This is a genomic window from Conyzicola lurida, assembly GCF_014204935.1.
In the GTDB taxonomy this organism is placed as follows: domain Bacteria; phylum Actinomycetota; class Actinomycetes; order Actinomycetales; family Microbacteriaceae; genus Conyzicola; species Conyzicola lurida.
In genome coordinates, this window is record NZ_JACHMJ010000001.1 from 1,188,047 (window position 1) to 1,209,636 (window position 21,590).

The following is a 21,590-nucleotide window of genomic DNA, read 5'->3' on the forward strand; positions in this document are numbered from 1 at the left end:
TAGGGGAGTGAAGATGGCGATCGCACTGAACGTAACGGCCCAGCGCCCGAGGGCGGGAGTGCTTCCGTGGCGCCGCATTCTGGCGCGACTCGTCTCCGGGGTCGTCGTGCTCTGGGCGGCAGTGACGATCGCCTTCTTCACCCTTCAGGCGATCCCCGGCGACATCGCCGACATCCTCGCGGGGGAGCAGACCTACCCGGGGCTCAAGGAGGCGATCGCCGCCGAGTGGGGCCTCGACCGCTCGGTCGGGGAGCAGTACCTCGCGTTCCTCGGGCGACTGGTGAGCGGCGACCTCGGCACGTCGTACGTGCAGCGGCAGCCGGTCGCCGACCTGCTGGCCGCGCAGGTCTGGTCGACCGTGGAACTCGCGGTCGTGGCCGGAGTCGTCGGCGCCGTGCTCGCCGTCGTGCTGGCCGTCGTCTCGATCGGGCGCTCGCGCGTCGTGCGGTCGGCCATGTCGACGCTCGAACTCGTCTTCACGTCCGTGCCGACATTCTGGGTCGGCATCCTGCTCCTCATGGTCTTCTCGTTCCAGTGGCGGCTGTTCCCCGTCGCCGGGGCGAACGGCTGGCAGTCGCTTGTGCTCCCCGTGATCACGCTCGCGCTTCCCACCGCCGGCTTCCTCGCCCAGGTGATCCGCGAGTCGATGGAGCGCACGCTCACCGAGCCGTTCATCGTCACGGTGCGGGCGCGCGGTGTCTCCGAGTCCCTCGTCCTGCTGCGCCACGCACTCGGTCATGCCCTGCTCCCCGTCATGACGCTCGTCGGCGGCGTCATCGGGGCGTTGCTCGGCGGTGCCGTCATCACCGAGACGGTGTTCGGCCGACCCGGCATCGGAACCATCACCCTCAACGCGGTGACGAGCAAGGACATCCCCGTCGTGATCGCGGTCGTGCTCTTCGCGGCCCTCATCTACGTGGTCGTGTCCACCCTGCTCGACATCCTCTACACCCTCGTCGACCCCCGATTGCGAGCACAGCGATGACCAGCCTTCTCGACAAGCAGCGGACGGATGCCACGCCCACGCCGGCGGCGCCCGTCGCCTCCCAGCCCGCCCGGCCCCGTCGCCGTCGCCGACCGAGCCCGTCCGTGCTCGTCGCGGGCGTGTTCGTCGTCGTGCTGCTGGTCGCGGTCGCCGTGCCGCAGCTCTTCACCGCCGTCGACCCGTACCGCACGGTGCCGACCGACGGCCTGAAGGCGCCGAGCGCCGAGCACCTGTTCGGCACCGACCGTCTCGGTCGCGATATCTTCTCCCGCGTCATCCACGGCGCCCGGTATTCGATCCTCATCGGCCTCTCCGCCACGGCGATCGCCGTCGTCGCCGGCAGCATCCTCGGCCTGATCTCCGGGCTGTCGGGACGCCTGATCCCCGGGCGGCTGGGCCTGCTCGTCGACGAGGCCCTCGGCCGCGTCTTCGACGTCATCTCGTCGTTCCCCGGCGTTCTGCTCGCGATGGTCGTCGTCACCTTCGCGGGACCCGGCGTGCAGAACATCGCGGTCGCGATCGGCATCGCGTCGATCCCGATGTACGGCAGGGTCGTGCGCAGCCAGACGCTGCTCGTCACCCGCGCCGACTTCGTGACCCACGCCGCGGTCTACGGCCGCACGCGTTCGCGCGTCGTGATCGAGCACGTGCTGCCCAACGTCCTCGTGGCGATCCCCGTGCTCGCCGCGATCGACGTGGGAGCGTCGATCCTCGCCGTCTCGGGACTCAGCTTCCTCGGTCTCGGCCCGCAGGCGCCGATCCCCGAGTGGGGCGTGATGCTCGCCGAATCCCGCGACGTGCTGCGCATCGCCTGGTGGGGCGGGCTCTTCCCCGGGCTCTTCATCACCGCGTCGGTCATCGCCCTGACCGTGCTCGGCCGCGCACTCCAGCGCCACATCGACGGGAGAAACTCATGAGCAACCGCGAACTCGTCCGGGTCGAGAACCTCAGTGTCTCCTTCGGCGGGGTCCCCGTCGTGCACGACGTCTCGTTCAGCGTGCACGCGGGCGAGTGCGTGGCCATCGTGGGGGAGAGCGGATCGGGCAAGAGCGTCACCGCCCGCACCCTGGTCGGCCTCACCGGTGCGAACTCCACCGTCACCGCCGACGCCCTGCGCATCGACGGCCGGGACGCCCTCGGTCTGACCACGCGCGAGTGGCGTCGGCTGCGCGGCGGCTTCGCCGGGCTCGTGCTGCAGGACGCGCTGGTCTCGCTCGACCCGCTGCGCTCCATCGGTGCCGAGATCCGCGAGGTGCTGCGCACCCACCACGTGGTACCGCGCCGTGCCGAGACCGACCGGGCCATCGAGCTGCTCGCGAGCGTCGGGGTGCCGCAGCCCGAACTGCGAGTGACCCAGTACGCCCACCAGCTCTCCGGCGGACTCCGCCAGCGCGCCCTCATCGCCTCCGCCCTCGCGGCCGACCCCGCCCTCGTGATCGCCGACGAGCCGACGACCGCCCTCGACGTCACGGTGCAGAAGCAGATCATCGGGCTGCTCGGCGCCCGGCTCGACGACGGCAAGGGCGTGCTGCTGATCTCGCACGACCTCGCCGTCGTCGCCGACATCGCCGACCGTGTCATCGTGATGAAGAACGGGCGGGTCGTCGAAGAGGGCACCACGGACGCCGTCCTCGGCTCCCCGAGGGAGGCGTACACCCGCACACTGCTGGCCGCGATCCCGTCCGCGTCGTCGCGCGGGACCTACCTGTCGCGCGCCGCCTCCGGCACGGCGACTACCGCGGAGCGGGTTCCGCTGCCCGCCCGTGCCGTCGACGCCGGCCGCGTCATCCTCTCGGCCAGTGGTCTGCACAAGACCTTCACCTCCGCGAAGCGCGGGTCCGAGCTGCACGCCGTCGACGACGTGTCCTTCGAGCTCGCCCGCGGCGAGGTGCTCGGCATCGTCGGCGAGAGCGGCTCGGGCAAGAGCACCGTGGCGAACATCGTGCTCGGGCTGACGAAGCCCGACGCGGGCGAGGTGCGTCTCGACGGCGAGCCGTGGTCGGCGCTCACCGAAGGCCAGCGACGCCCGGTGCGCAGCCGGCTGCAGTTCATCTCGCAGGACCCGCTGTCGTCGTTCGACCCCCGCTGGACCGTCGAGCGGGTCATCGCCGAGTCGACGATCTCGCTCGGCCTCGAGCGCGGCGAGGCGCGGGAGCGTGCGGCTTGGCTGCTCGAGCGAGTCGGCCTCGACACTGCACTGCTCGGCCGTCACCCGCGCACGCTCTCGGGCGGCCAGCGCCAGCGCGTCTCGATCGCCCGGGCGCTCGCCCCCGAGCCCGAGATCATCGTCTGCGACGAGCCGGCCTCGGCCCTCGACGTCTCGGTGCAGGCGCAGGTGCTCGACCTGCTCGCCGAGATCCAGGCCGACCGCGGCACCAGCCTGCTCTTCGTCTCGCACGACCTCGGGGTCGTGCACCACGTCAGCGACCGGGTGCTCGTGCTCAAGGACGGACGCGTGGTCGAGAGCGGCCCGGTCGACGACGTGTTCTACCGCCCGCGGGCCGACTACACGAAGCAGCTGCTCGCGTCGCTGCCGCAGGCGGTGAGCGCCGCGTGACCGCGTCGGCCCAGACCCTCGACCGCCTCGATCCGCGTGTCGTGCGCTACATCGATGCGGGCGCCGGCAGCGGCTCGACGGTCACCGACAACGTGGCGGCGTGGAACCGCTGGAAGCTGCGCCCGCGCGTGCTGCGCGACGTGAGCGACGTGCAGACTGCCACCGAGGTGTTCGGCATCCCGCTCGCGGCACCCGTGTTCGCCGCGCCGTGGGCGGGCCACTCGCTCGTCCACGACGAGGGCGAGGTCGCGACCGCGCGCGGACTGCGCGCCGCCGGCCTCGGCTTCGGCGTCTCGTCCGGCGCCTCGACGCCGCTCGACGCGGTGGGGGCCGAGAGCGGGCCCTACCTGCAGCAGCTCTACCTCCCGGAGGACCGCGACCTCGTGCGCGGCTTCCTCGCGCGCACGGTCGCCGCCGGGGCCGCCGCGATCGCGCTCACCGTCGACCACCCCGCGGTCGGCAACGGCTACGGGTTCCGTGCCGGTCTCGCCGGGCTGCCGTACCGCCCGTCGCCGAACTTCGACGGCGTCGACCAGCGTCTGCTCGGCACCGCGCGCACGCTGGGGCCCGCCGACATCGCCTGGCTCGCCGGGGCCGCGGGTATCCCCGTGCTCGTCAAGGGCGTGGTCCGCGGTGACGACGCGCTCGTCGCCCTCGACGCGGGCGCCGCCGGCATCATCGTGTCGAACCACGGCGGCCGCCAGCTCGACGGGTCGATCACGACCGCCGAGGCGCTGCCCGAGGTCGTCGGGGCGGTCGCCGGCCGCGTCCCCGTGCTCGTCGACGGCGGCATCCGTCGCGGCGAGGACGTCATCCGCGCGCTCGCCCTCGGTGCCGCCGCCGTGCTCGTCGGCCGGCCGTTCGCCTGGGCCCTCGCCAACGGCGGCAGCGCCGGCGTCCAGGCCCTCGCCGACGACCTCGTCGCCGGCACCCGCATCGCCATGGCCATGGTCGGTGCCTCCCGCCTCGACCACCTCACACCCGACCTCCTCCGATGGGAATCATGACCACCGTCATCGACACCGCCACCAGCACGGACGTCCCAGCCGCGCTGCGCGACCACCTCCCGGCGCACGCCGTCGACACCGCCCCCGAGCTCCTCGAGGCGTACTCCACCGACTGGACCCGCATCCTGCCGCCGTCGCCCGCCGCGGCCCTGGTGCGTCCGTCCACCGTCGAGGAGGTGCAGGCGACGCTGCGGGTCGCGCACTCCCTCGGGGTGCACGTCGTCGTTCGCGGCGCCGGCAGCGGTCTCGCCGGGGGAGCCTCGGCCATCGCGGGCGGCATCATCCTCTCGACCGAGCGGCTGAACCGCATCCTCGAGATCAGCCCCGGCGACGAGCTCGCCGTGGTGCAGCCCGGCGTGATTACCGCCGACCTCGACCGCGCCGCGGGCGAGTTCGGCCTGCGCTACGCCCCCGACCCCGCCTCGAGCGAGGTGTCGAGCATCGGCGGCAACATCGCCACGAACGCGGGCGGCCTGCGCTGCGCCAAGTACGGCGTCACCCGCGAGTCGGTGCTGGCGCTCGATGTCGTGCTCGCCGACGGCACCCTCCTCTCGGTGGGGCACCGCAGCATCAAGGGCGTCACGGGTTTCGACCTGGTCGGCCTGTTCGTCGGCAGCGAGGGCACCCTCGGTGTCGTCGTCGGCGCGACCCTGCGGCTGCGTCCCCTCCCGGTGCGCACCGAGACACTCGTCGTGTTCACCGACTCGCTCGCGGTCGCGGGCGCCGCCGTCGAGGCGATCGTGCTGAGCGGCGTCCAGCCGTCGATCGTCGAGCTCCTCGACGAGGCCACGCTGCACAACATCGACGCGCACTCCGGCAGCGATCTCGCCGCGCACGGCAGGGCGCTGCTGCTCATCCAGACCGACGGCTACGGCGCCGACCGCGAGGCCCAGCGCCTGCTCGAGGTGACCGCCTCGGTCGGCGCGCACGGGCGCCGGGTCGAGGGCGCCGAGGCGGAACGGTTCGTCGAGCTGCGTCGCTCCGGCCGCGGACCCCAGCCCGAGCTGTGGGGCATCGGCGAGGATGTCGCGGTGCCACGCTCCCGGCTGGTGGAAATGATCCTCGCGATCGAGGAGATCGGCGCGCGCCACGGCCTCCTCGTCTCCACCGTCGCGCACGCCGGCGACGGCAACCTTCACCCCGGGCTCTCGATCGCCAAGCGCCCCGGCGAGACCGGGCCGCCCGCCGTGCTCGAGACCGCCGCCGACGAACTGGTGCGGGCCGCCCTCGCCCTCGGCGGCACCCTCACCGGAGAGCACGGCGTCGGCCTGGTCAAACGCCAGTGGCTCGCCGCCGAGCTGGGCGAGGAACAGCTCGCCCTGCAGCGCTCCCTCAAGCACACCTTCGACCCGACCGGCGTCTTCGCCGCCGGCTTCCTCCAGGAGATCCGATGACCACGACCACCAGCCTGCCTCCGGCCCTCGCCGCCCGGGTGACCGACCTCCGCTCGCCGTCCGCGTTCGGTTCGGTGCTCGGCGACGTCCGCTCCGACGCGATCGCCCTCACCGGCGGATCGCCTGCCCTCGAGGCGCTGCCGCGCGAGGCCCTCGTCGCCGCGACGGCGACCGTGCTCGCCGACGCCCCGCGCGCCGCCCGAGCCCTCGACTACTCCGCGCACCAGGGCCACGCCGGCCTGCGCGAGTGGATCGCCGCCCGCGAGGGCGTCGATGCCGGCCGGGTCGTCATCTCGAACGGCGCGCTGCACGCGCTCTCGCTGACCTTCCTCGCGACGGTCGACCCCGGCGACACGGTCGTCGTGGAGGACCCGGTCTACCCGCTCGTCGCCAAGGTGCTGCAGCTCGCCGAGGCCCGGGTCGAGGCCGTGCCGGTCGACGCGGACGGACTCGACGTCGCCGAACTGGAGCGCCGCCTCGAGGCTGGCCTCCGCGCACGCGCGCTCTACGTCGTCCCCGACTTCCACAATCCCACCGGCCGCGTGCTCTCCGCCGGGCGCCGCGAGCGCCTCGTCGAGCTCGCCGAGCTCTACGGTTTTCTCGTCGTCTCCGACAACCCGTACGTCGAGCTGCGCGGCACCGGCGACCGGCTTGCCGACCTCGATCTGTCGAGCGACCGGGTCGTGCACGTCAACACGTTCTCGAAGACCCTCGGCCCCGGCCTGCGACTGGGCTGGGCGGTGCTCCCCGCCGCCGTCGTGCCCGGGTTCCTCGACCTGCGGTCGCGCCTCGACCAGCACGCGTCGAGCCTCACGCAGGAGATCGTGGCCGAGTACGTGGGCGGTGGTGCCTTCGACGAACTGGTCGCCGCGGCATCCGCCCTCTACCGTCGCCGGGCCGTGACCTTCACGGACGCGCTGTCCGAGGCGCTCGGCGACGCCGTCGCGGTGTCCGCCCCCGACGGCGGTGTCTTCGCCTGGCCGCGCCTCGTCGACGACCGCGTGAGCGTGGCCGACTTCGCCCGGTCCGCCGCCGCGAACGGCGTGCTCGTGATCCCCGGCGAGCAATTCGCCGTCGACAGCCCCGACGCCGCGCGGCACTTCCGCGCCTCGTTCGGGCAGCAGAATAAAGAGACGCTCGTCGAGGCGGCAGCACGCCTCGGCACCGCCTACGCCGAACTGGAGACGACCGTATGACCATCGAGATCCGCGAATCGCACTGGGACAGCCCCGAGGCTGTCGGCCTGCGCCGCGAGATGGACGCCGAGATCCACCCGCGCTATGCGGACCTGTTCGAGGGCACAGACGCGCCGCCCGCCGTCGACACGGCGGCGATCGTGTTCACCCTCGTCGCGTTCGACGGCGACCAGCCCGTCGCGACCGCGTCGCTCAAGAACACGGACGGATTCTCCGAGGTCAAACGCGTCTTCGTCGCCGGGTCGCACCGCCGCCAGAACCTCGCGGCCCGGATCCTCGCCGCCGTCGAGCAGCGGGCCCTCGCCCTCGGGGTGAGCGACCTCGTGCTGCAGACCGGCCTGCGCCAGCCCGAGGCGATCGCGCTGTACGAGCGCGAGGGGTGGATGCTCATCCCGCCGTTCGGCCCATACGCTCACGACACGGTCGTCAGCCGCTGCTTCGCCAAGCCGCTCGCCCCGCTCGTCGTCGCCGTCGAGCTGCCGGCCGTCGGAGCCGCCGCGACGCTCGTTCCGCAGACGCTCGCCGCCCTGAGCGGGTTCGCCGACGCCGGCGTCGACCTCGCGATCATCGCCGACGACCTGCGCGCCCCCGCCGACGGTCTCGCCCGGGTCGATGCGGCCACCCTCGCCGCCTTCGCCGCCCCCGTCGTGCCCCGCATCGGACTCGCCCCGGCCATCCCGACCACCCACTCCGAGCCCTTCCACCTCTCGAAGGCCGTGCAGACCCTCGACCACGCCTCGCTCGGTCGAGCCGCCTGGCAGGTCACCGTCTCCACCTCCGCCGAGGAGGCCGCGTTCTTCGGCCGCAAGGCGGCGGTCGACGAGGACGAGGCGTGGGCCGAAGCCGAGGAGGCCATCGAGGTCGCCGAGCGGCTCTGGGACTCCTGGGAGGACGACGCCGAAATCCGGGATGTCGCGAGCGGCCGTTTCATCGACCGGGACAGGGTGCACCACATCGACTTCGAGGGCCGCTTCTTCTCGGTGCGCGGACCCTCCATCGTGCCGCGCAGCCCACAGGGGAGGCCCCCGATCGTGATCTCCGCGACGAGCGCGGCGTCGCTCGACGTCGCGGCCCGTCGCGCGGACGTGATCCGCGTCGAACCGTCCCGCGTCGCCGCGGCCCGTGCCGCGGTGGCCGAGGCCGGCCGGGCCGGGGCCGTGACGGTCCTCGTCGACGTGGCCGTGGCATCCGGCCAGTCGACCGCCGTGCGTGACACGCTCGCCACCCTGCGTCACCACACTGGCGCCGACGGTGCCGTGCTCGTCTTCGCCGACACCCCCACCGACGACCTCGCACCGGCGATCGCGCCGTTTACGCGCGAGGCGACGGGCACCCTGCGCGACCGGCTGGGCCTCGCGCGGCCGGCGAGCCGCTACATCCGTACCCTCGAAGGAGCAGCACTGTGAGCACCGCCAAGAAGCAGATCCACCTGGCCGCGCACTTCCCGGGAGTGAACAGCACGACTATCTGGTCGGATCCCGCCTCGGGCAGCCAGATCGACTTCTCGTCGTTCGAACACTTCGCGGCGACCGCGGAGCGGGGCAAGCTCGACTTCCTGTTCCTCGCCGAGGGCCTGCGCCTGCGCGAGCACAAGGGCGAGATCCACGACCTCGACGTCGTCGGCCGCCCCGACACCCTCACCGTGCTCGCTGCTGTCGCGGCGATCACGGAGCACCTCGGCGTCGTCGGCACGATCAACACGACGTTCAACGAGCCGTTCGAACTCGCCCGCCAGCTCGCCTCGCTCGAACTCGTGTCGGGCGGACGCTCCGGCTGGAACATCGTCACCAGCAACGACGCGTTCACCGGCGAGAACTTCCGCCGCGGCGGATTCCTCGGCAACCCCGACCGGTACACGCGCGCGGCGGAGTTCGTCGACGTGGCCACCGCGCTCTGGCAGGGCGCGGGCGTCGAGCACCACGGCGAGTTCTTCGACGTCGTCGGACCGCTTTCCGTTCCGGTTAGCCCCCAGGGCAAGCCCGTCATCCTGCAGGCCGGCGTCTCCGACGAGGGCCGCGACCTCGCCGCCCGCTACGCCGACGCGATCTTCTCGCCGTTCGCCGACCTCGCGAAGGGCCGGGAGTTCTACGCCGACATCCAGGAGCGGCTCGCCCGGTTCGGCCGCGCGCCGGACTCGCTGAAGATCCTGCCGGGCGCCAGCTTCGTGCTCGGCGACACCGAGCGGGAGGCTACCGAGCGCTACGACTACGAGCGGCGTGCCCAGGTCAGCGCCGCCACGGCGATCCGCACCGTGGAGGCCGTGTGGGGCCGTGACCTGTCGGAGTACGACCCCGACGGTCCGCTTCCGTCGATCGACCTCGTCGTCGACGAGGACATCACCGCCGGGCGGGCCAAGACCCACCGCGACAGCCGGGGCACCGCGCAGCAGTGGCTCGACCGTGCCGAGGCCGAGGGGCTGACCCTCCGCGAGGCAGTGATCACCCAGCAGAGCAGGGGAGTGCTCGTCGGCACACCCGAGCAGGTCGCGGACCGCATCGACGAGTTCGTGCAGACCGAGGCGAGCGACGGATTCATCCTCGTGCCGTCGATCACGCCGTCGGGACTCGACGAGTTCGTCGACAAGGTGATCCCGCTGCTGCAGGAGCGCGGGTCGTTCCGCACCGACTACGAGGGAGCGACGCTGCGGGAGAACCTCTTCGCACACTAGCGGGTCGAGCCTGCGCGGTGGAGCTATGGGAATCGCGCCAGCGATTCCGCGACCCCAGCGCCGACTGAGCCTGCGAAGGAGGGAAACGAGGAACTACTTTCGCCGCACCCGCAGGATGCGATACCCCTTGTTCGTCGCCGTGCGCACGAACGTGAACTCCTCGGGGAACGTCGCCTGCATCCAGCGGTGCAGCGAATCCGAACCGAGGTTGCGCTGCACCACGAGCCAGCCGTCCGACCCGAGGTCGAGACGGGGCAGCCACTTCTCGAGCAGCCCGTGCAGTTCGTTCTTGCCGACGCGGATCGGCGGGTTCGACCAGATGGTCGTGAACGTCACGTCGTCGGGCACTTGGTCGGGCGTGACCGCGTTGATGTTCGTGGCGCCCACGATCTCGGCGTTGCGGCGCACCAGGTCGAGCGCGCGCTCGTTGACGTCGACAGCCCACACCGTGCTGCGCGGAGACTCGAGCGCGAGGGTCAGGGCGATCGGACCCCAGCCGCAGCCGAGGTCGAGGACGTTGCCGCCCGGGGGCGGGGCCGGGACGTTCGAGAGCAGCACCTGCGTGCCGGTGTCGATGTGTTCGGGACTGAAAATGCCGTTGGAGGTCTGGAGTTCGTAGAGTCTGCCGGCGATGCGGGCGTGAATCGTACGAAGTTTGAGTTCACTCTCCGGGGACGCGGCGAAGTAGTGCTCATTTGACATGCACCGAACCTACCGAAGTCCGGGCGAGTAGGGTTAATGATAATGAGCGAAAAAGTAGACACCCCGGTAGACAACGACGACGTGGTATCGCGGGTTTTGGCCAATGCAACCGGGCCGAGCGCCAGCCACACGGTTTTCGGTTCCGGCAGCGCACAGGCGCTGCAGAACGGATCCGACTATTCGGTGAGCCGTGACGGCGAACAGTTCGACCGCGAAGACCGCCAGGCGCTGCGCCGGGTCGCCGGACTCTCCACCGAACTCGACGACGTCACCGAGGTCGAGTACCGGCAGCTGCGCATCGAGCGCGTCGTGCTGATCGGTATCTACACCCAGGGCACCACCGTCGACGCCGAGAACTCCATGCGCGAGCTGTACGCCCTCGCAGAGACCGCGGGCGCCGTCGTCCTCGACGGCCTGCTGCAGCGCCGCGCGACCCCCGACCCCAGCACCTACTTCGGCAAGGGCAAGGCCGAGGAGCTGCGCGACATCGTCGCGGCCAACGGCGCCGACACCGTGATCGCCGACACCGAGCTCGCGCCCAGCCAGCGGCGCGCACTCGAAGACGTGGTCAAGGTCAAGGTCATCGACCGCACCGCCGTCATCCTCGACATCTTCAGCCAGCACGCTAAGAGCCGCGAGGGCAAGGCGCAGGTCGAACTCGCCCAGCTCGAGTACATGCTGCCGCGACTGCGTGGTTGGGGTGAGGCGCTCTCCCGTCAGGGTGGTGGCGCCGGCGGTTCCGGCGACGGCATGGGCAGCCGTGGCCCCGGTGAGACGAAGATCGAACTCGACCGTCGCCGCATCCACACCCGCATGTCCCGACTGCGCAAGCAGATCAAGGGCTTCGCGCCCGCCCGCGAGGCGAAGCGCGCCAACCGCAACCGCTTCGAGGTTCCGAGCGTGGCGATCGTCGGCTACACCAACGCCGGCAAGTCCAGCCTGCTGAACCACATCACGAGCGCCGGTGTGCTCGTAGAGAACGCCCTGTTCGCGACCCTCGACGCCACGGTGCGCAAGTCGGTCACCGCCGACGGCCGCCCGTACACGCTCACCGACACCGTCGGCTTCGTGCGCAACCTGCCCCACCAGCTGGTGGAGGCGTTCCGGTCGACGCTCGAGGAAGTCGGCGAGAGCGACGTCATCGTGCACGTCGTCGACGCGTCGCACCCCGATCCCGCCAGCCAGCTCGCGACAGTGCGCGATGTGATCGGCGAGGTCGACGCGCGCGACATCCCCGAGATCGTCGTCTTCAACAAGGTCGACCTGCTGCAGGACGACGACCAGCGTCTCCTGCTGCGAGCCCTCGAACCGAACGCCATCTTCGTCTCCGCGCGCACGGGCGAGGGCGTCGCCGAGCTGCAGGCACGCATCGCCGAACTCGTACCCAGCCCGAACGTGCGCGTCGAACTGCTCGTGCCGTACGACCGCGGCGACGTGGTGGCGAGCCTGCACGACCGCGGCCGCATCCTCAGCACCGAGTACGTCGAGGGCGGTACCCACGTCACGGCGATGGTCAACGCGATCGACGAGAGCGCGCTGCGCGAGTTCGCCGTCGTCACGGCCTGAGTTCGCGGCTTTCCCGCGAAAAATCTGACAACTGTCGCGTAAAACCGCCACCTCGTAACAGAACGCAACCTCCCTCCCGGCGGCTCCGAGCCGCCGCTAATCTGATCTCGTCGCCGCAGCGTGTGCGGCGCGGAGCGACAGCCGAGCCCGGCACCCGCCCACACCGAATCAGATAGTTGTGACCGGAGGGCCAGGTGAATTCAGTATGTCCGTCGCGCCATTGACAGCACTGCAGACGCCGACATTCTCGTTCGAGCTGTACCCGCCGCGGTCCGCTGCCGCCGAGCAGACGCTCCTCCGGTCGATCGAACACCTCGTCGCCGCCGGGCCCGAGTTCATCTCGGTCACCTACGGCGCGAACGGGTCGTCGCGAAACTCGTCGCTCGCGGTGCTGCTGCGCCTGCTCGAGCAGACCGACGTCAGCGCGATGGCGCACCTCACCTGCGTCGGCTCGTCCTACGCCGACGCGACTCGGCTCATCCGCGAGTTCCTCGACGCGGGCGTCACCAGCTTCCTCGCCCTCCGCGGCGACCCGCCCGCGGGCGCGGTCGAGGGCGACCGCTTCCTCGGCGACCTCGGCAGCGCGGGGGAGCTCGTCCAGCTCATCCACCGGGTGCAGGCCGAGCGCGACCAGTTCAGCCTCAACGACATCCCGGGCTTCCCCGGCGCCAAGCGCCTCAGCAGCGGCCACAAGGTCACCATCGCCGTCGCCGCGTTCCCGAACGGCCACCCGCGGTCGCGATCGGTCGAGCAGGATCTCGACACGCTCCTCGCCAAGGAGGCGGCGGGAGCGAACCTCGCGATCACGCAGCTGTTCTTCCACGCCGACGACTACCTCGGCTTCCTCGACAAGGCCAGGGCCGCCGGCGTGACCATGCGCATCCTGCCGGGAATCATGCCGGTGCTGAGCCCGCAGCGGCTGCGGCGCATCGTCCAGCTCACCGACGAGACCCTGCCGACCGACCTCCTCCGCCGGCTCGAGGCCGAGCGGACGCCCGAGGGCCAGGCGGCCGTCGGCATCGAGCACGCCATCGACCTCGGCAGCGCCGTGCTCGAGGGGACGGGCGGCGACAGCCCCGGCATCCATCTCTACACCTTCAACCAGCACGAGGCGGTGCTCGACGTCCTCCGAGGATGCCGCCTCCTCGAACCCGTCACCACCGAACACAACTAAGGAAGCACCATGAGCACCCCTTTCCCCACGGGCACGATCCTCGGCTACCCGCGCATCGGCCGTCGGCGCGAGTTGAAGAAGGCCGTCGAGTCCTTCTGGGCCGGCCGCATCACCGCCGACGAGCTGGAGGCGGCTGCCGCAGAGCTGCGCGCCGTCACCCGTGAGCGCCTCGTCGGGCTCGGCCTCGGCGCCACCGACTCCTCGATCCCCGAGGCCTTCTCCTTCTACGACCAGGTGCTCGATGCCGCGGTGACCGTCGGCGCCGTGCCCAGCCGCTTCCAGCGTCTCGTCCGCGAGGACGGCACCCTCGACCTCGCCGGCTACTTCACGATCGCCCGCGGCGAGGGCAACGACGTCCCCGCCGAGATGACGAAGTGGTTCGAGTCCAACTACCACTACCTCGTGCCCGAGATCGGGCCCGAGACCGAGTTTCACCTCGCCTCGGACCGCCTGCTGCGCGAGGTCGCCGAGGCCACCACCTCCGGTTACCGCACGCGCCCGGTCATCGTCGGCCCGATCACGTTCCTGCTGTTGAGCAAGCCGAGCGAGGGCGCGCCGGCCGACTACCGTCCACTCGACCGCCTCGACGACCTGCTGCCCGTCTACGCCGAGCTCATCGCGGGCCTCACCGCCGTGGGCGCCGAGTGGGTGCAGTTCGACGAGCCCGCGCTCGTGAGCGAGTCGATCGAGGTCGACCGTGCCACCGTGCTCGAGGCCACCGCCCGTGCCTACGAGCTGCTCGGCGCGGTTCCCGCCCGCCCGCAGATCTTCGTCGCGGCTCCGTACGGTTCGCTCGACGACGCCCTGCCCGTGCTGCTCGCGTCGCCCGTCGAGGCCGTGGGGCTCGACCTGGTGAAGGGTTCGGTCCCTGAGCTTGTCGAAGGGCGCGCTTCGACAGGCTCAGCGACCGAGAAGACCCTCGTCGGCGGAGTCGTCGACGGCCACAACATCTGGCGCGGCGACCTCGATGCCGCATTCGCCACGCTCGAGTCGCTGCGCGCGCTCTCGCCCAACGTCGCCGTGTCGAGCTCGACCAGCCTGTTCCACACCCCGCACTCGATCACCGACGAGCCCGCGCTCGACAACCGCCTGAAGAGCTGGCTCGCGTTCGCCGACGAGAAGGTGGCACAGATCGCCGCGCTCGCGACGGGTCTCGCCGAGGGGCGTGACGCCATCGCGGAGACGCTGGACGCGGCATCCGTCGCCCTGAAGGACCGCCGGGACGCCCCCGGCGTGCGCGACGGAGCCGTGCGTGCGCGTGCCGCCGCCCTCACCGACGCCGACTTCCACCGTGGAGACTACGACGAGCGCCAGTCGGCACAGGATGCCGCTCTGGGACTGCCCTTCCTGCCGACGACCACCATCGGATCGTTCCCGCAGACCGGCGACATCCGCAAGGCGCGCGCCGCCAACGCCCGCGGCGACATCAGCGATGCCGAGTACACCGAGTTCCTCAAGGCGGAGATCAAGAGCGTCGTCGACCTCCAGGAGGAGATCGGCATCGACGTCATCGTGCACGGCGAGCCCGAGCGCAACGACATGGTGCAGTACTTCGCCGAGAACCTCGACGGGTTCGCGGTCACCCAGAACGGCTGGGTGCAGTCGTACGGCAGCCGCTGTACGCGTCCGTCGCTGCTCTGGGGCGACGTGTCGCGCCCGGCGCCGATCACGGTCGACTGGTCCGCCTACACGCAGACGCTCACCGAGAAGCCGGTCAAGGGTATGCTCACCGGCCCCGTGACGATCCTCGCCTGGAGCTTCGTGCGCGACGACCAGCCGCTCGCCGACACCGCGAACCAGGTCGCCCTCGCGCTGCGCGACGAGATCACCGACCTCGAAGCCGCCGGCATCGGCGTCATCCAGGTCGACGAGCCCGCGCTGCGCGAACTGCTGCCGCTCAAGCTCGCCGACCAGCCGTCCTACCTCGACTGGTCGGTCGGATCCTTCCGCCTCGCCACCTCGGGCGTCGCACCGCGCACGCAGATCCACACGCACCTCTGCTACTCGGAGTTCGGCGTCGTCATCGACGCGATCAACCTCCTCGACGCCGACGTGACCTCGATCGAGGCCGCCCGCTCGAAGATGGACGTCGTGCCCGAGATCAAGTCGTCGGGCTTCGGCCGCGGCATCGGCCCGGGTGTCTACGACATCCACTCGCCCCGGGTACCGTCGGTCGACGAGGTCACCGAGCTGATCGACATCGCGCTCGGGTCGATCCCGAACCGCCAGGTCTGGGTCAACCCCGACTGCGGCCTGAAGACGCGCGGCTACACCGAGACGGTCGACTCGCTGCGCAATGTCGTGGCCGCGACGAAGGCCGTGCGGGAGCGCGTCGGCGCGTAAGCGCTGTATCCCACTCGTGGGCCGGGCGGCAAGGGTCGCCCGGCCCCGCGTGGCAGGGCCAACAATGGGCCATGCCCTTCACGCCGAGCCACGTGGCCGCGGTGCTGCCGTTCGCTCGGACGCCGCTTCTGCCCGCCGGGCTGGTGATCGGCAGCATGGTCCCCGACCTGTTCTACTTCGTTCCGGTCGACATCCCGCGGGAGTTCTCCCACTCGCCGCTCGGCGCGGTCACCCTCGACCTGGGCGTCGGGGCGCTGCTGTTCGCGCTCTGGCGGTGGATCTTCCGCCGACCGGTCATGGATCTGGCGCCGCTCTGGGTGCGCGGGCGCTTCGCGACGGCCGAGATCGGCCTGCGTGGCAGGACAGGTGAGGGCGGGATGCCGTGGGCCGGCTTCTGCCTGCTGCTCGCGTCGTCCTTGCTCGTCGGCATCGCCAGCCACCTGCTCTGGGATGCGGCGACCCATCGCGGCCTGATCACCGACGTGTTCCCGCTGTTGCTGAGCGAGGCCGGACCGATGCGCCTCACCGCCTGGCTGCAGCACGGGAGCAGCGTGCTGGGCACGGTCGTCGTGCTGGTCTGGATCGGGTGGTGGGCCAGTCACACGCCGCTCGGGGAACCGGCGCCCAGCCGGCTCACGACCGCGGGCCGGGCGATCGCGGTCGCCGGGCTGGTGGCCGTGGGGCTCGCTCTCGGCGGGTACTACTGGGTCGCCGGCATCCGGACCGGCCTGTCGCCCGTCGACTCGACGCTGGTGTTCCGGTCGGTGCGGCTGACGATCGGCGCCGCCGGATTGTTCGCGGCGCTGCTGTCGCTGATCTGGTGGACGCTGCCCGGCTACTCGCGGGCGCGGTCGGCCGCCTAGGACTCTTCTAGACCGAGCGGAGGACCGCGACGACCTTGCCGAGCACCTCGGCGTAGTCGCCGAGGATCGGGGCGAACTGGCTGTTGCGGGGGAGCAGCCAGGTGTGGCCGTCGCGCTGCTGGAAGACCTTGACCGTCGCCTCGTCGTCGAGCATCGCCGCGACGATATCGCCGTTCTCGGCGTTCTTCTGCTGACGTACGACGATCCAGTCGCCGTCGCAGATCGCGGCGTCGATCATCGAGTCGCCGACGACTTTGAGCATAAAGAGCTCGCCCTTGCCGACGAGCTGGCGGGGGAGCGGGAAGACCTCGTCGATCTGCTGTTCGGCGGTGATCGGGATGCCGGCGGCGATACGTCCGACAAGAGGCACCATCGCGGCATCGCCCACCGAGACGGTGCTGACCGGTTCGTCGGGTTCTTGGCTCGGCGTCTCGATCAGGATCTCGAGGGCGCGCGGACGCTTGGGGTCGCGGCGGAGGTAGCCGCTCAGCTCGAGCTGGTTGAGCTGGTGGGTGACGCTGGAGAGGGAGGAGAGCCCGACGGCGTCGCCGATCTCGCGCATGCTCGGCGGGTAGCCCTGGGTCTGTACCGAACGCTGGATGACGTCGAGGATCGCGAGCTGCTTGTCGCTCAGGCTCTTGCGGCGACGGGTGCCGGGTTTGTCCGCGCCGAGCCTGTCACCACCGGTGCGTCCGGTCGTCTCGTCGCTCATGTGCACTCCAATGTCGGTGGCTGGTGATTGCCTCTTCTTAGACATTCGAAACAGTATCCGCAATAACCGCCCAAAACAAACACCTATTCGAGTGTGTCGCGAAAAGATTCGTCTACATATTCGAATAATCGCTTGCACGAGTCTTAATTCGAATGTATGTTCGGAACAAAGCTTCGTATCCGGCATTCCCGGCCGAGTGTCGGATACGAAACCCTCACGGGACACAGCATCCCGGTTGGTGCGGCACCCAGTAGGTACGGCACCCAGGTCGGCAGGCGAATGAACGAGAAGGAGCAGCACATGAGTACAGCAGTCATCACCACCACCGTTACGGACAACAGTGTCGCTCCGCTCGTTCGGGTCGGGCAGCCGCGACTGCGCCTCACCAAGCGCGGCCGTGCCGTCTTCACCGGCCTCGCCGCGACCCCCGTGGTCGTCGCCGTCATGCTGCTCGCCCTCAACGGCGGCGGCGCCACCGCGACCTCCGCCGACGGGGGAGCGCTCGAGCAGGTCACCCTGCAGGCCGGACAGTCCCTCTGGGACCTCGCCGAAGAGATCGCACCCGGCACCGACCCGCGCGACGTGATCAGCGACATCCTCGCGGTCAACGACCTCGGCGGCGGCAGTGTTCAGGCCGGCCAGCGTCTCGACCTCCCGGCCGAGTACAGCAGCGTCGAGTAGGTCGAGTAGCACCTCCCGTCTCACCCGGGGCGCGCGAGTCGCGGCTGTCTCGCCGCCGCTAGCGTTCCGGCATGCTCCGGATACTGCTCCGTGTTCTCGTATTCCTCGGCTCTGCCGCCCTCGGGCTGCTCGCCGCTGCCTGGCTGATCCCGGCGGTCGACCTGTCGCCCGTCGGCTTCGTCACCGCGGTCCTCGTGTTCGCCCTCGCGCAGAGCCTGCTCGCGCCGGTCGTCTCACGCATCGCCGCGAGGGCCGCACCCGCGTTCCTCGGCGGCATCGGGCTTGTCTCGACCGTGGTCGCCCTCTTCGTGGCGACGCTCTTCCCGAACGGCCTGCACATTACGGGCTGGCGCGCCTGGGTGCTCGCACCCGTGATCGTCTGGCTCGTCACGGCTCTCGCGACCTTGGTGCTGTCGCCGTTCGTGCCGCGGCCCGGGGGCGAGGCGAAGCCGTCGGCGCGCGGCCGCCGTGCACGGTGAAGTCGCGGGTTTCGACGAGACCCTAGGCTAGACGGGTGGCCCAACTCTCCGATCTCCCCATCCGCGACGACCTCCGAGGACAGACACCGTACGGTGCTCCCCAGAAGGCGGTGCGGGTCGCCCTCAACGTCAACGAGAACTCGCACCCGATCCCGGCGGACGTCGCCGTCGACATCGTCGAGTCGCTGGCCGCGGCCATCCTCTCGGTGAACCGCTACCCCGACCGCGAGTTCACCGAGCTGCGCGAGAGCCTCGCGGCCTACCTCAACTTCTCGGTCGAGCCTGCGACGCGCCTCACCGCCGACAACATCTGGGCGGCCAACGGGTCGAACGAGGTGCTCCAGCAGATCCTGCAGGCCTTCGGCGGCCCCGGGCGCAGCGTGCTCGGATTCCCTCCCACCTATTCGATGCACTCGATCATCGCGAACGGCACCGGCACGCGCTGGATCGCCGGCGAGCGGGACGCCGACTACGAGCTGTCGCCCGAGACCGTCACACGCTGGATCGAGGAGACCCAGCCCGACGTCGTCTTCCTCTGCTCGCCGAACAACCCGACCGGCACGCCGCTCTCGATCGAGACGATCGAAGCCGCCTACGCGGCATCCAGCGGCATCGTCGTCGTCGACGAGGCGTACGCCGAGTTCGCGCCGGAGGACGTTCGCAGCGCGGTCACCCTGCTCGACGGCCGCGATCGCCTGCTCGTCTCGCGCACCATGAGCAAGGCCTTCGCCTTCGCGGGTGCGCGCGTCGGCTACCTCGCCGCCGACCCCGCCGTCACCGACGCCCTGCGTCTCGTGCGTCTGCCGTACCACCTCTCCGCGCTCACCCAGGCCGCGGCCATCGCCGCCCTGCGCCACGCTCCCGAGATGCTGGCGATGGTGGACAACATCCGCGACCAGCGCGACCGTCTGCTCGTCGAGCTGCCGAAGCTCGGCTACCCGGTGCTCAACAGCTGGGCCAACTTCGTGATGTTCGGCGGCGTCGCGGACTCGCACGCGCTGTTCGAAGCGCTGCTCGAGCAGGACATCCTCGTGCGCGACGTCGGCATCCCGAACCACATCCGCGTGACGGCCGGAACGGAAGCGGAGACCACCGCGTTCCTCGCGGCCCTCGCCGCTCTGTAGACCGGCCACCCGGGGCCGCGCCGTGCCCGCACTGCACGGCCCCGTGGCATCCGCCCACTCTCGATAGAATCGACCAATGAGTACAGAACCCCGCACCGCGAGCATCACCCGCGAAACGAGCGAGTCCAGCATCGAACTGTCGATCAACCTCGACGGCACCGGTGTCTCCGACATCCAGTCGTCCGTGCCGTTCTACGACCACATGCTCACCGCGTTCTCGAAGCACTCCCTGATCGACCTGACCGTCAAGGCCACGGGCGACACCCACATCGACGTGCACCACACAGTCGAAGACATCGGCATCGCGCTCGGCCTCGCCCTCAAGCAGGCGCTCGGCGACAAGGCCGGCATCTCGCGATACGGCGACGCCCTCGTGCCCCTCGACGAGGCGCTCGTGCAGGCCGTGGTCGACATTTCCGGCCGCCCCTACCTCGTGTACACCGGCGAGCCCGAGGGCTTCGAGATGCACCTCATCGGCGGGCACTTCACCGGGTCGATGGTGCGGCACGTCTTCGAGGCCATCACCTTCAACGCCGGACTGACCGTGCACGTCACCGTGCTCGGCGGCCGCGACCCGCACCACATCGCCGAGGCCGAGTTCAAGGCGTTCGCGCGCGCCATGCGCAAGGCCGTCGAACCCGATCCCCGCGTCACCGGCATCCCGTCGACGAAGGGCGCACTGTGAGCGCCGCCCCGTCCGTCGTGGTGCTCGACTACGGGTCGGGCAACGTCCACTCCGCCGCGAAGGCGCTCGAGCTCGCCGGCGCCCGCGTCGAACTGACCGCCGACCGCGGCCGTGCGCTGGCGGCCGACGGCCTGTTCGTGCCCGGTGTCGGCGCGTTCTCCGCCGTCGCCGAAGCCCTGGCCAAGGTCGGCGGGGGAGCGCTCATCGAGAAGCGACTCATCGCCAACAAGCCGGTCATGGGGATCTGCGTCGGTATGCAGGTCATGTTCGAGCACGGCACTGAGCGCGGCAACCAAGAGCCGGGTCTCGGCGAATGGCCGGGGTCGGTCACCGAGCTGGACTCGCCCGTGCTCCCACACATGGGCTGGAACACCGTCGACGCGCCCGAAGACTCCCGGCTCTTCGCCGGAATCCGCGACGAGCGCTTCTACTTCGTGCACTCCTACGGGGCGCAGCAGTGGGAACTCGACCCGCAGCCGCCGTTCACCGCGCCGCTGGTGACCTGGGCCGAACACGGCTCGCGGTTCATCGCCGCCGTCGAGAACGGGCCGCTGACCGCGACCCAGTTCCACCCCGAGAAGTCGGGTCAGCCCGGCATCCGGCTTCTGACCAACTGGCTCGAAACCCTCTAAACCGGGCCCGAGAGTACTATCGAGTGTTTGCGCGCTTCCACCGCGAACATCTCCCGAAGAAAGAACGGCAATGAGCGAGTTCAGCACCACCCCGAAACTCACCCTCCTCCCCGCGGTCGACGTGGCCGACGGCAAGGCCGTGCGCCTGACCCAGGGCGAGGCCGGCTCGGAGACGAGCTACGGCGACCCCATGGATGCCGCTGACGAGTGGATCTCGCAGGGTGCCGAGTGGATCCACCTCGTCGACCTCGACGCCGCCTTCGGCCGCGGCAACAACCGCCACGTGATCGAGAAGGTCATCAAGAACTCCCCGCGCAGCGTGAACATCGAGCTGTCGGGCGGCATCCGCGACGACGCGAGCCTCGAAGCCGCCCTGCAGACCGGCGCCAAGCGCATCAACCTCGGCACCGCCGCGCTCGAGAACCCCGAGTGGGCGGCCCACGTCATCGCCGAGTTCGGCGAGGCCATCGCCGTCGGCCTCGACGTGCGCGGCACCACGCTCGCTGCCCGCGGCTGGACCCAGGAGGGCGGCGACCTCTGGACCGTGCTCGACCGCCTCGAGAAGGCCGGCTGCAGCCGCTACGTCGTCACCGACGTCACCAAGGACGGCACGCTGCAGGGCCCGAACCTCGAACTGCTGTCGCAGGTCATGGAGCGCACCCACAAGCCCGTCATCGCCTCCGGCGGCATCTCGAACCTCGACGACATCGCCGAGCTGCGCGCGCTCGTGCCCCAGGGCCTCGAGGGCGCGATCGTCGGCAAGGCGCTCTACGCGAAGGCGTTCACCCTCGCGGAAGCGCTCGACGTCGCCGGCGACTGATC

General features: G+C 70.6%; 20 protein-coding genes. 18 read left to right on the forward strand and 2 right to left on the reverse strand.

From position 1 onward, the window contains the following. Nucleotides 1-13 precede the first annotated feature (13 nt). The 8 genes from HD599_RS05770 to HD599_RS05805 are packed head-to-tail and all read left to right on the forward strand — an operon-like array spanning nucleotide 14 to nucleotide 9,807. On the forward strand, nucleotides 14-985 hold the full coding sequence (locus tag HD599_RS05770) for an ABC transporter permease (protein ID WP_184234537.1): 972 nt from the start codon (nucleotides 14-16) through the stop codon (nucleotides 983-985). Then, the gene (locus HD599_RS05775; RefSeq protein ID WP_184234540.1) at nucleotides 982-1,902 is read left to right on the forward strand and encodes an ABC transporter permease; all 921 of its coding nucleotides are present in this window, start codon (nucleotides 982-984) and stop codon (nucleotides 1,900-1,902) included. The genes HD599_RS05770 and HD599_RS05775 overlap by 4 nt, the downstream gene beginning before the upstream one ends. Further along, on the forward strand, nucleotides 1,899-3,542 hold the full coding sequence (locus tag HD599_RS05780) for a dipeptide ABC transporter ATP-binding protein (RefSeq protein WP_184234543.1): 1,644 nt from the start codon (nucleotides 1,899-1,901) through the stop codon (nucleotides 3,540-3,542). The genes HD599_RS05775 and HD599_RS05780 overlap by 4 nt, the downstream gene beginning before the upstream one ends. Then, a complete protein-coding gene (locus HD599_RS05785) occupies nucleotides 3,539-4,549 on the forward strand; it encodes an alpha-hydroxy-acid oxidizing protein (protein ID WP_184234546.1) in 1,011 nt (336 codons plus the stop codon). Before HD599_RS05780 ends, HD599_RS05785 begins: the two co-directional genes overlap by 4 nt. Beyond that, on the forward strand, nucleotides 4,546-5,943 hold the full coding sequence (locus HD599_RS05790) for an FAD-binding oxidoreductase (protein ID WP_184234549.1): 1,398 nt from the start codon (nucleotides 4,546-4,548) through the stop codon (nucleotides 5,941-5,943). The genes HD599_RS05785 and HD599_RS05790 overlap by 4 nt, the downstream gene beginning before the upstream one ends. Next, nucleotides 5,940-7,139: an aminotransferase-like domain-containing protein gene (locus HD599_RS05795; protein WP_184234553.1), complete on the forward strand. Its 1,200-nt coding sequence runs from the start codon at nucleotides 5,940-5,942 to the stop codon at nucleotides 7,137-7,139. The genes HD599_RS05790 and HD599_RS05795 overlap by 4 nt, the downstream gene beginning before the upstream one ends. Next, nucleotides 7,136-8,545 (forward strand): LLM class flavin-dependent oxidoreductase, encoded by a 1,410-nt coding sequence (locus HD599_RS05800; protein ID WP_184234556.1) that lies wholly within the window; start codon nucleotides 7,136-7,138, stop codon nucleotides 8,543-8,545. The genes HD599_RS05795 and HD599_RS05800 overlap by 4 nt, the downstream gene beginning before the upstream one ends. Continuing rightward, on the forward strand, nucleotides 8,542-9,807 hold the full coding sequence (locus HD599_RS05805) for an LLM class flavin-dependent oxidoreductase (RefSeq protein ID WP_184234559.1): 1,266 nt from the start codon (nucleotides 8,542-8,544) through the stop codon (nucleotides 9,805-9,807). Before HD599_RS05800 ends, HD599_RS05805 begins: the two co-directional genes overlap by 4 nt. 93 nt (nucleotides 9,808-9,900) lie before the next feature. Here the strand turns inward: HD599_RS05805 and HD599_RS05810 are convergent, their stop codons facing one another. After that, nucleotides 9,901-10,509: a class I SAM-dependent methyltransferase gene (locus HD599_RS05810; protein ID WP_184234562.1), complete on the reverse strand. Its 609-nt coding sequence runs from the start codon at nucleotides 10,507-10,509 to the stop codon at nucleotides 9,901-9,903. Nucleotides 10,510-10,551: 42 nt separating this feature from the next. Between HD599_RS05810 and hflX the strand changes: the two genes are divergently transcribed. The 4 genes from hflX (at nucleotide 10,552) to HD599_RS05830 (ending at nucleotide 16,455) form a co-directional block, all read left to right on the forward strand. Continuing rightward, nucleotides 10,552-12,075: a GTPase HflX gene (hflX, locus tag HD599_RS05815; protein ID WP_184234565.1), complete on the forward strand. Its 1,524-nt coding sequence runs from the start codon at nucleotides 10,552-10,554 to the stop codon at nucleotides 12,073-12,075. A gap of 220 nt (nucleotides 12,076-12,295) precedes the next feature. After that, on the forward strand, nucleotides 12,296-13,249 hold the full coding sequence (locus HD599_RS05820) for a methylenetetrahydrofolate reductase (protein WP_246376098.1): 954 nt from the start codon (nucleotides 12,296-12,298) through the stop codon (nucleotides 13,247-13,249). A 9-nt stretch (nucleotides 13,250-13,258) separates the two neighbouring features. Further along, nucleotides 13,259-15,592 (forward strand): 5-methyltetrahydropteroyltriglutamate--homocysteine S-methyltransferase, encoded by a 2,334-nt coding sequence (metE, locus tag HD599_RS05825; RefSeq protein ID WP_184234571.1) that lies wholly within the window; start codon nucleotides 13,259-13,261, stop codon nucleotides 15,590-15,592. Nucleotides 15,593-15,663: 71 nt separating this feature from the next. After that, nucleotides 15,664-16,455: a DUF4184 family protein gene (locus HD599_RS05830; protein WP_184234575.1), complete on the forward strand. Its 792-nt coding sequence runs from the start codon at nucleotides 15,664-15,666 to the stop codon at nucleotides 16,453-16,455. A 7-nt stretch (nucleotides 16,456-16,462) separates the two neighbouring features. Here the strand turns inward: HD599_RS05830 and lexA are convergent, their stop codons facing one another. Further along, nucleotides 16,463-17,167 carry a transcriptional repressor LexA gene (lexA, locus tag HD599_RS05835; protein WP_184234578.1) on the reverse strand — a complete coding sequence of 235 codons (705 nt, stop codon included), beginning with the start codon at nucleotides 17,165-17,167 and terminating at the stop codon, nucleotides 16,463-16,465. 300 nt (nucleotides 17,168-17,467) lie between these two features. Here lexA and HD599_RS05840 point away from each other — a divergent pair, with 300 nt between their 5' ends. The 6 genes from HD599_RS05840 to priA all read left to right on the forward strand — a co-directional run bounded on the left by HD599_RS05840 (nucleotide 17,468) and on the right by priA (nucleotide 21,588). After that, on the forward strand, nucleotides 17,468-17,848 hold the full coding sequence (locus HD599_RS05840) for a hypothetical protein (protein WP_246376100.1): 381 nt from the start codon (nucleotides 17,468-17,470) through the stop codon (nucleotides 17,846-17,848). 71 nt (nucleotides 17,849-17,919) lie between these two features. Continuing rightward, entirely contained in the window at nucleotides 17,920-18,327 is a 408-nt protein-coding gene (locus HD599_RS05845) for a phage holin family protein (protein ID WP_184234581.1), read from the forward strand. Nucleotides 18,328-18,362: 35 nt separating this feature from the next. Beyond that, a complete protein-coding gene (locus HD599_RS05850) occupies nucleotides 18,363-19,451 on the forward strand; it encodes a histidinol-phosphate transaminase (RefSeq protein WP_184234584.1) in 1,089 nt (362 codons plus the stop codon). A gap of 76 nt (nucleotides 19,452-19,527) precedes the next feature. Beyond that, on the forward strand, nucleotides 19,528-20,136 hold the full coding sequence (gene hisB / locus HD599_RS05855) for an imidazoleglycerol-phosphate dehydratase HisB (protein WP_184234587.1): 609 nt from the start codon (nucleotides 19,528-19,530) through the stop codon (nucleotides 20,134-20,136). Beyond that, on the forward strand, nucleotides 20,133-20,768 hold the full coding sequence (hisH, locus tag HD599_RS05860) for an imidazole glycerol phosphate synthase subunit HisH (RefSeq protein WP_184234590.1): 636 nt from the start codon (nucleotides 20,133-20,135) through the stop codon (nucleotides 20,766-20,768). Before hisB ends, hisH begins: the two co-directional genes overlap by 4 nt. 70 nt (nucleotides 20,769-20,838) lie before the next feature. Continuing rightward, a complete protein-coding gene (priA, locus tag HD599_RS05865) occupies nucleotides 20,839-21,588 on the forward strand; it encodes a bifunctional 1-(5-phosphoribosyl)-5-((5-phosphoribosylamino)methylideneamino)imidazole-4-carboxamide isomerase/phosphoribosylanthranilate isomerase PriA (RefSeq protein WP_184234593.1) in 750 nt (249 codons plus the stop codon). The last annotated feature ends 2 nt before the right edge of the window (nucleotides 21,589-21,590 follow it).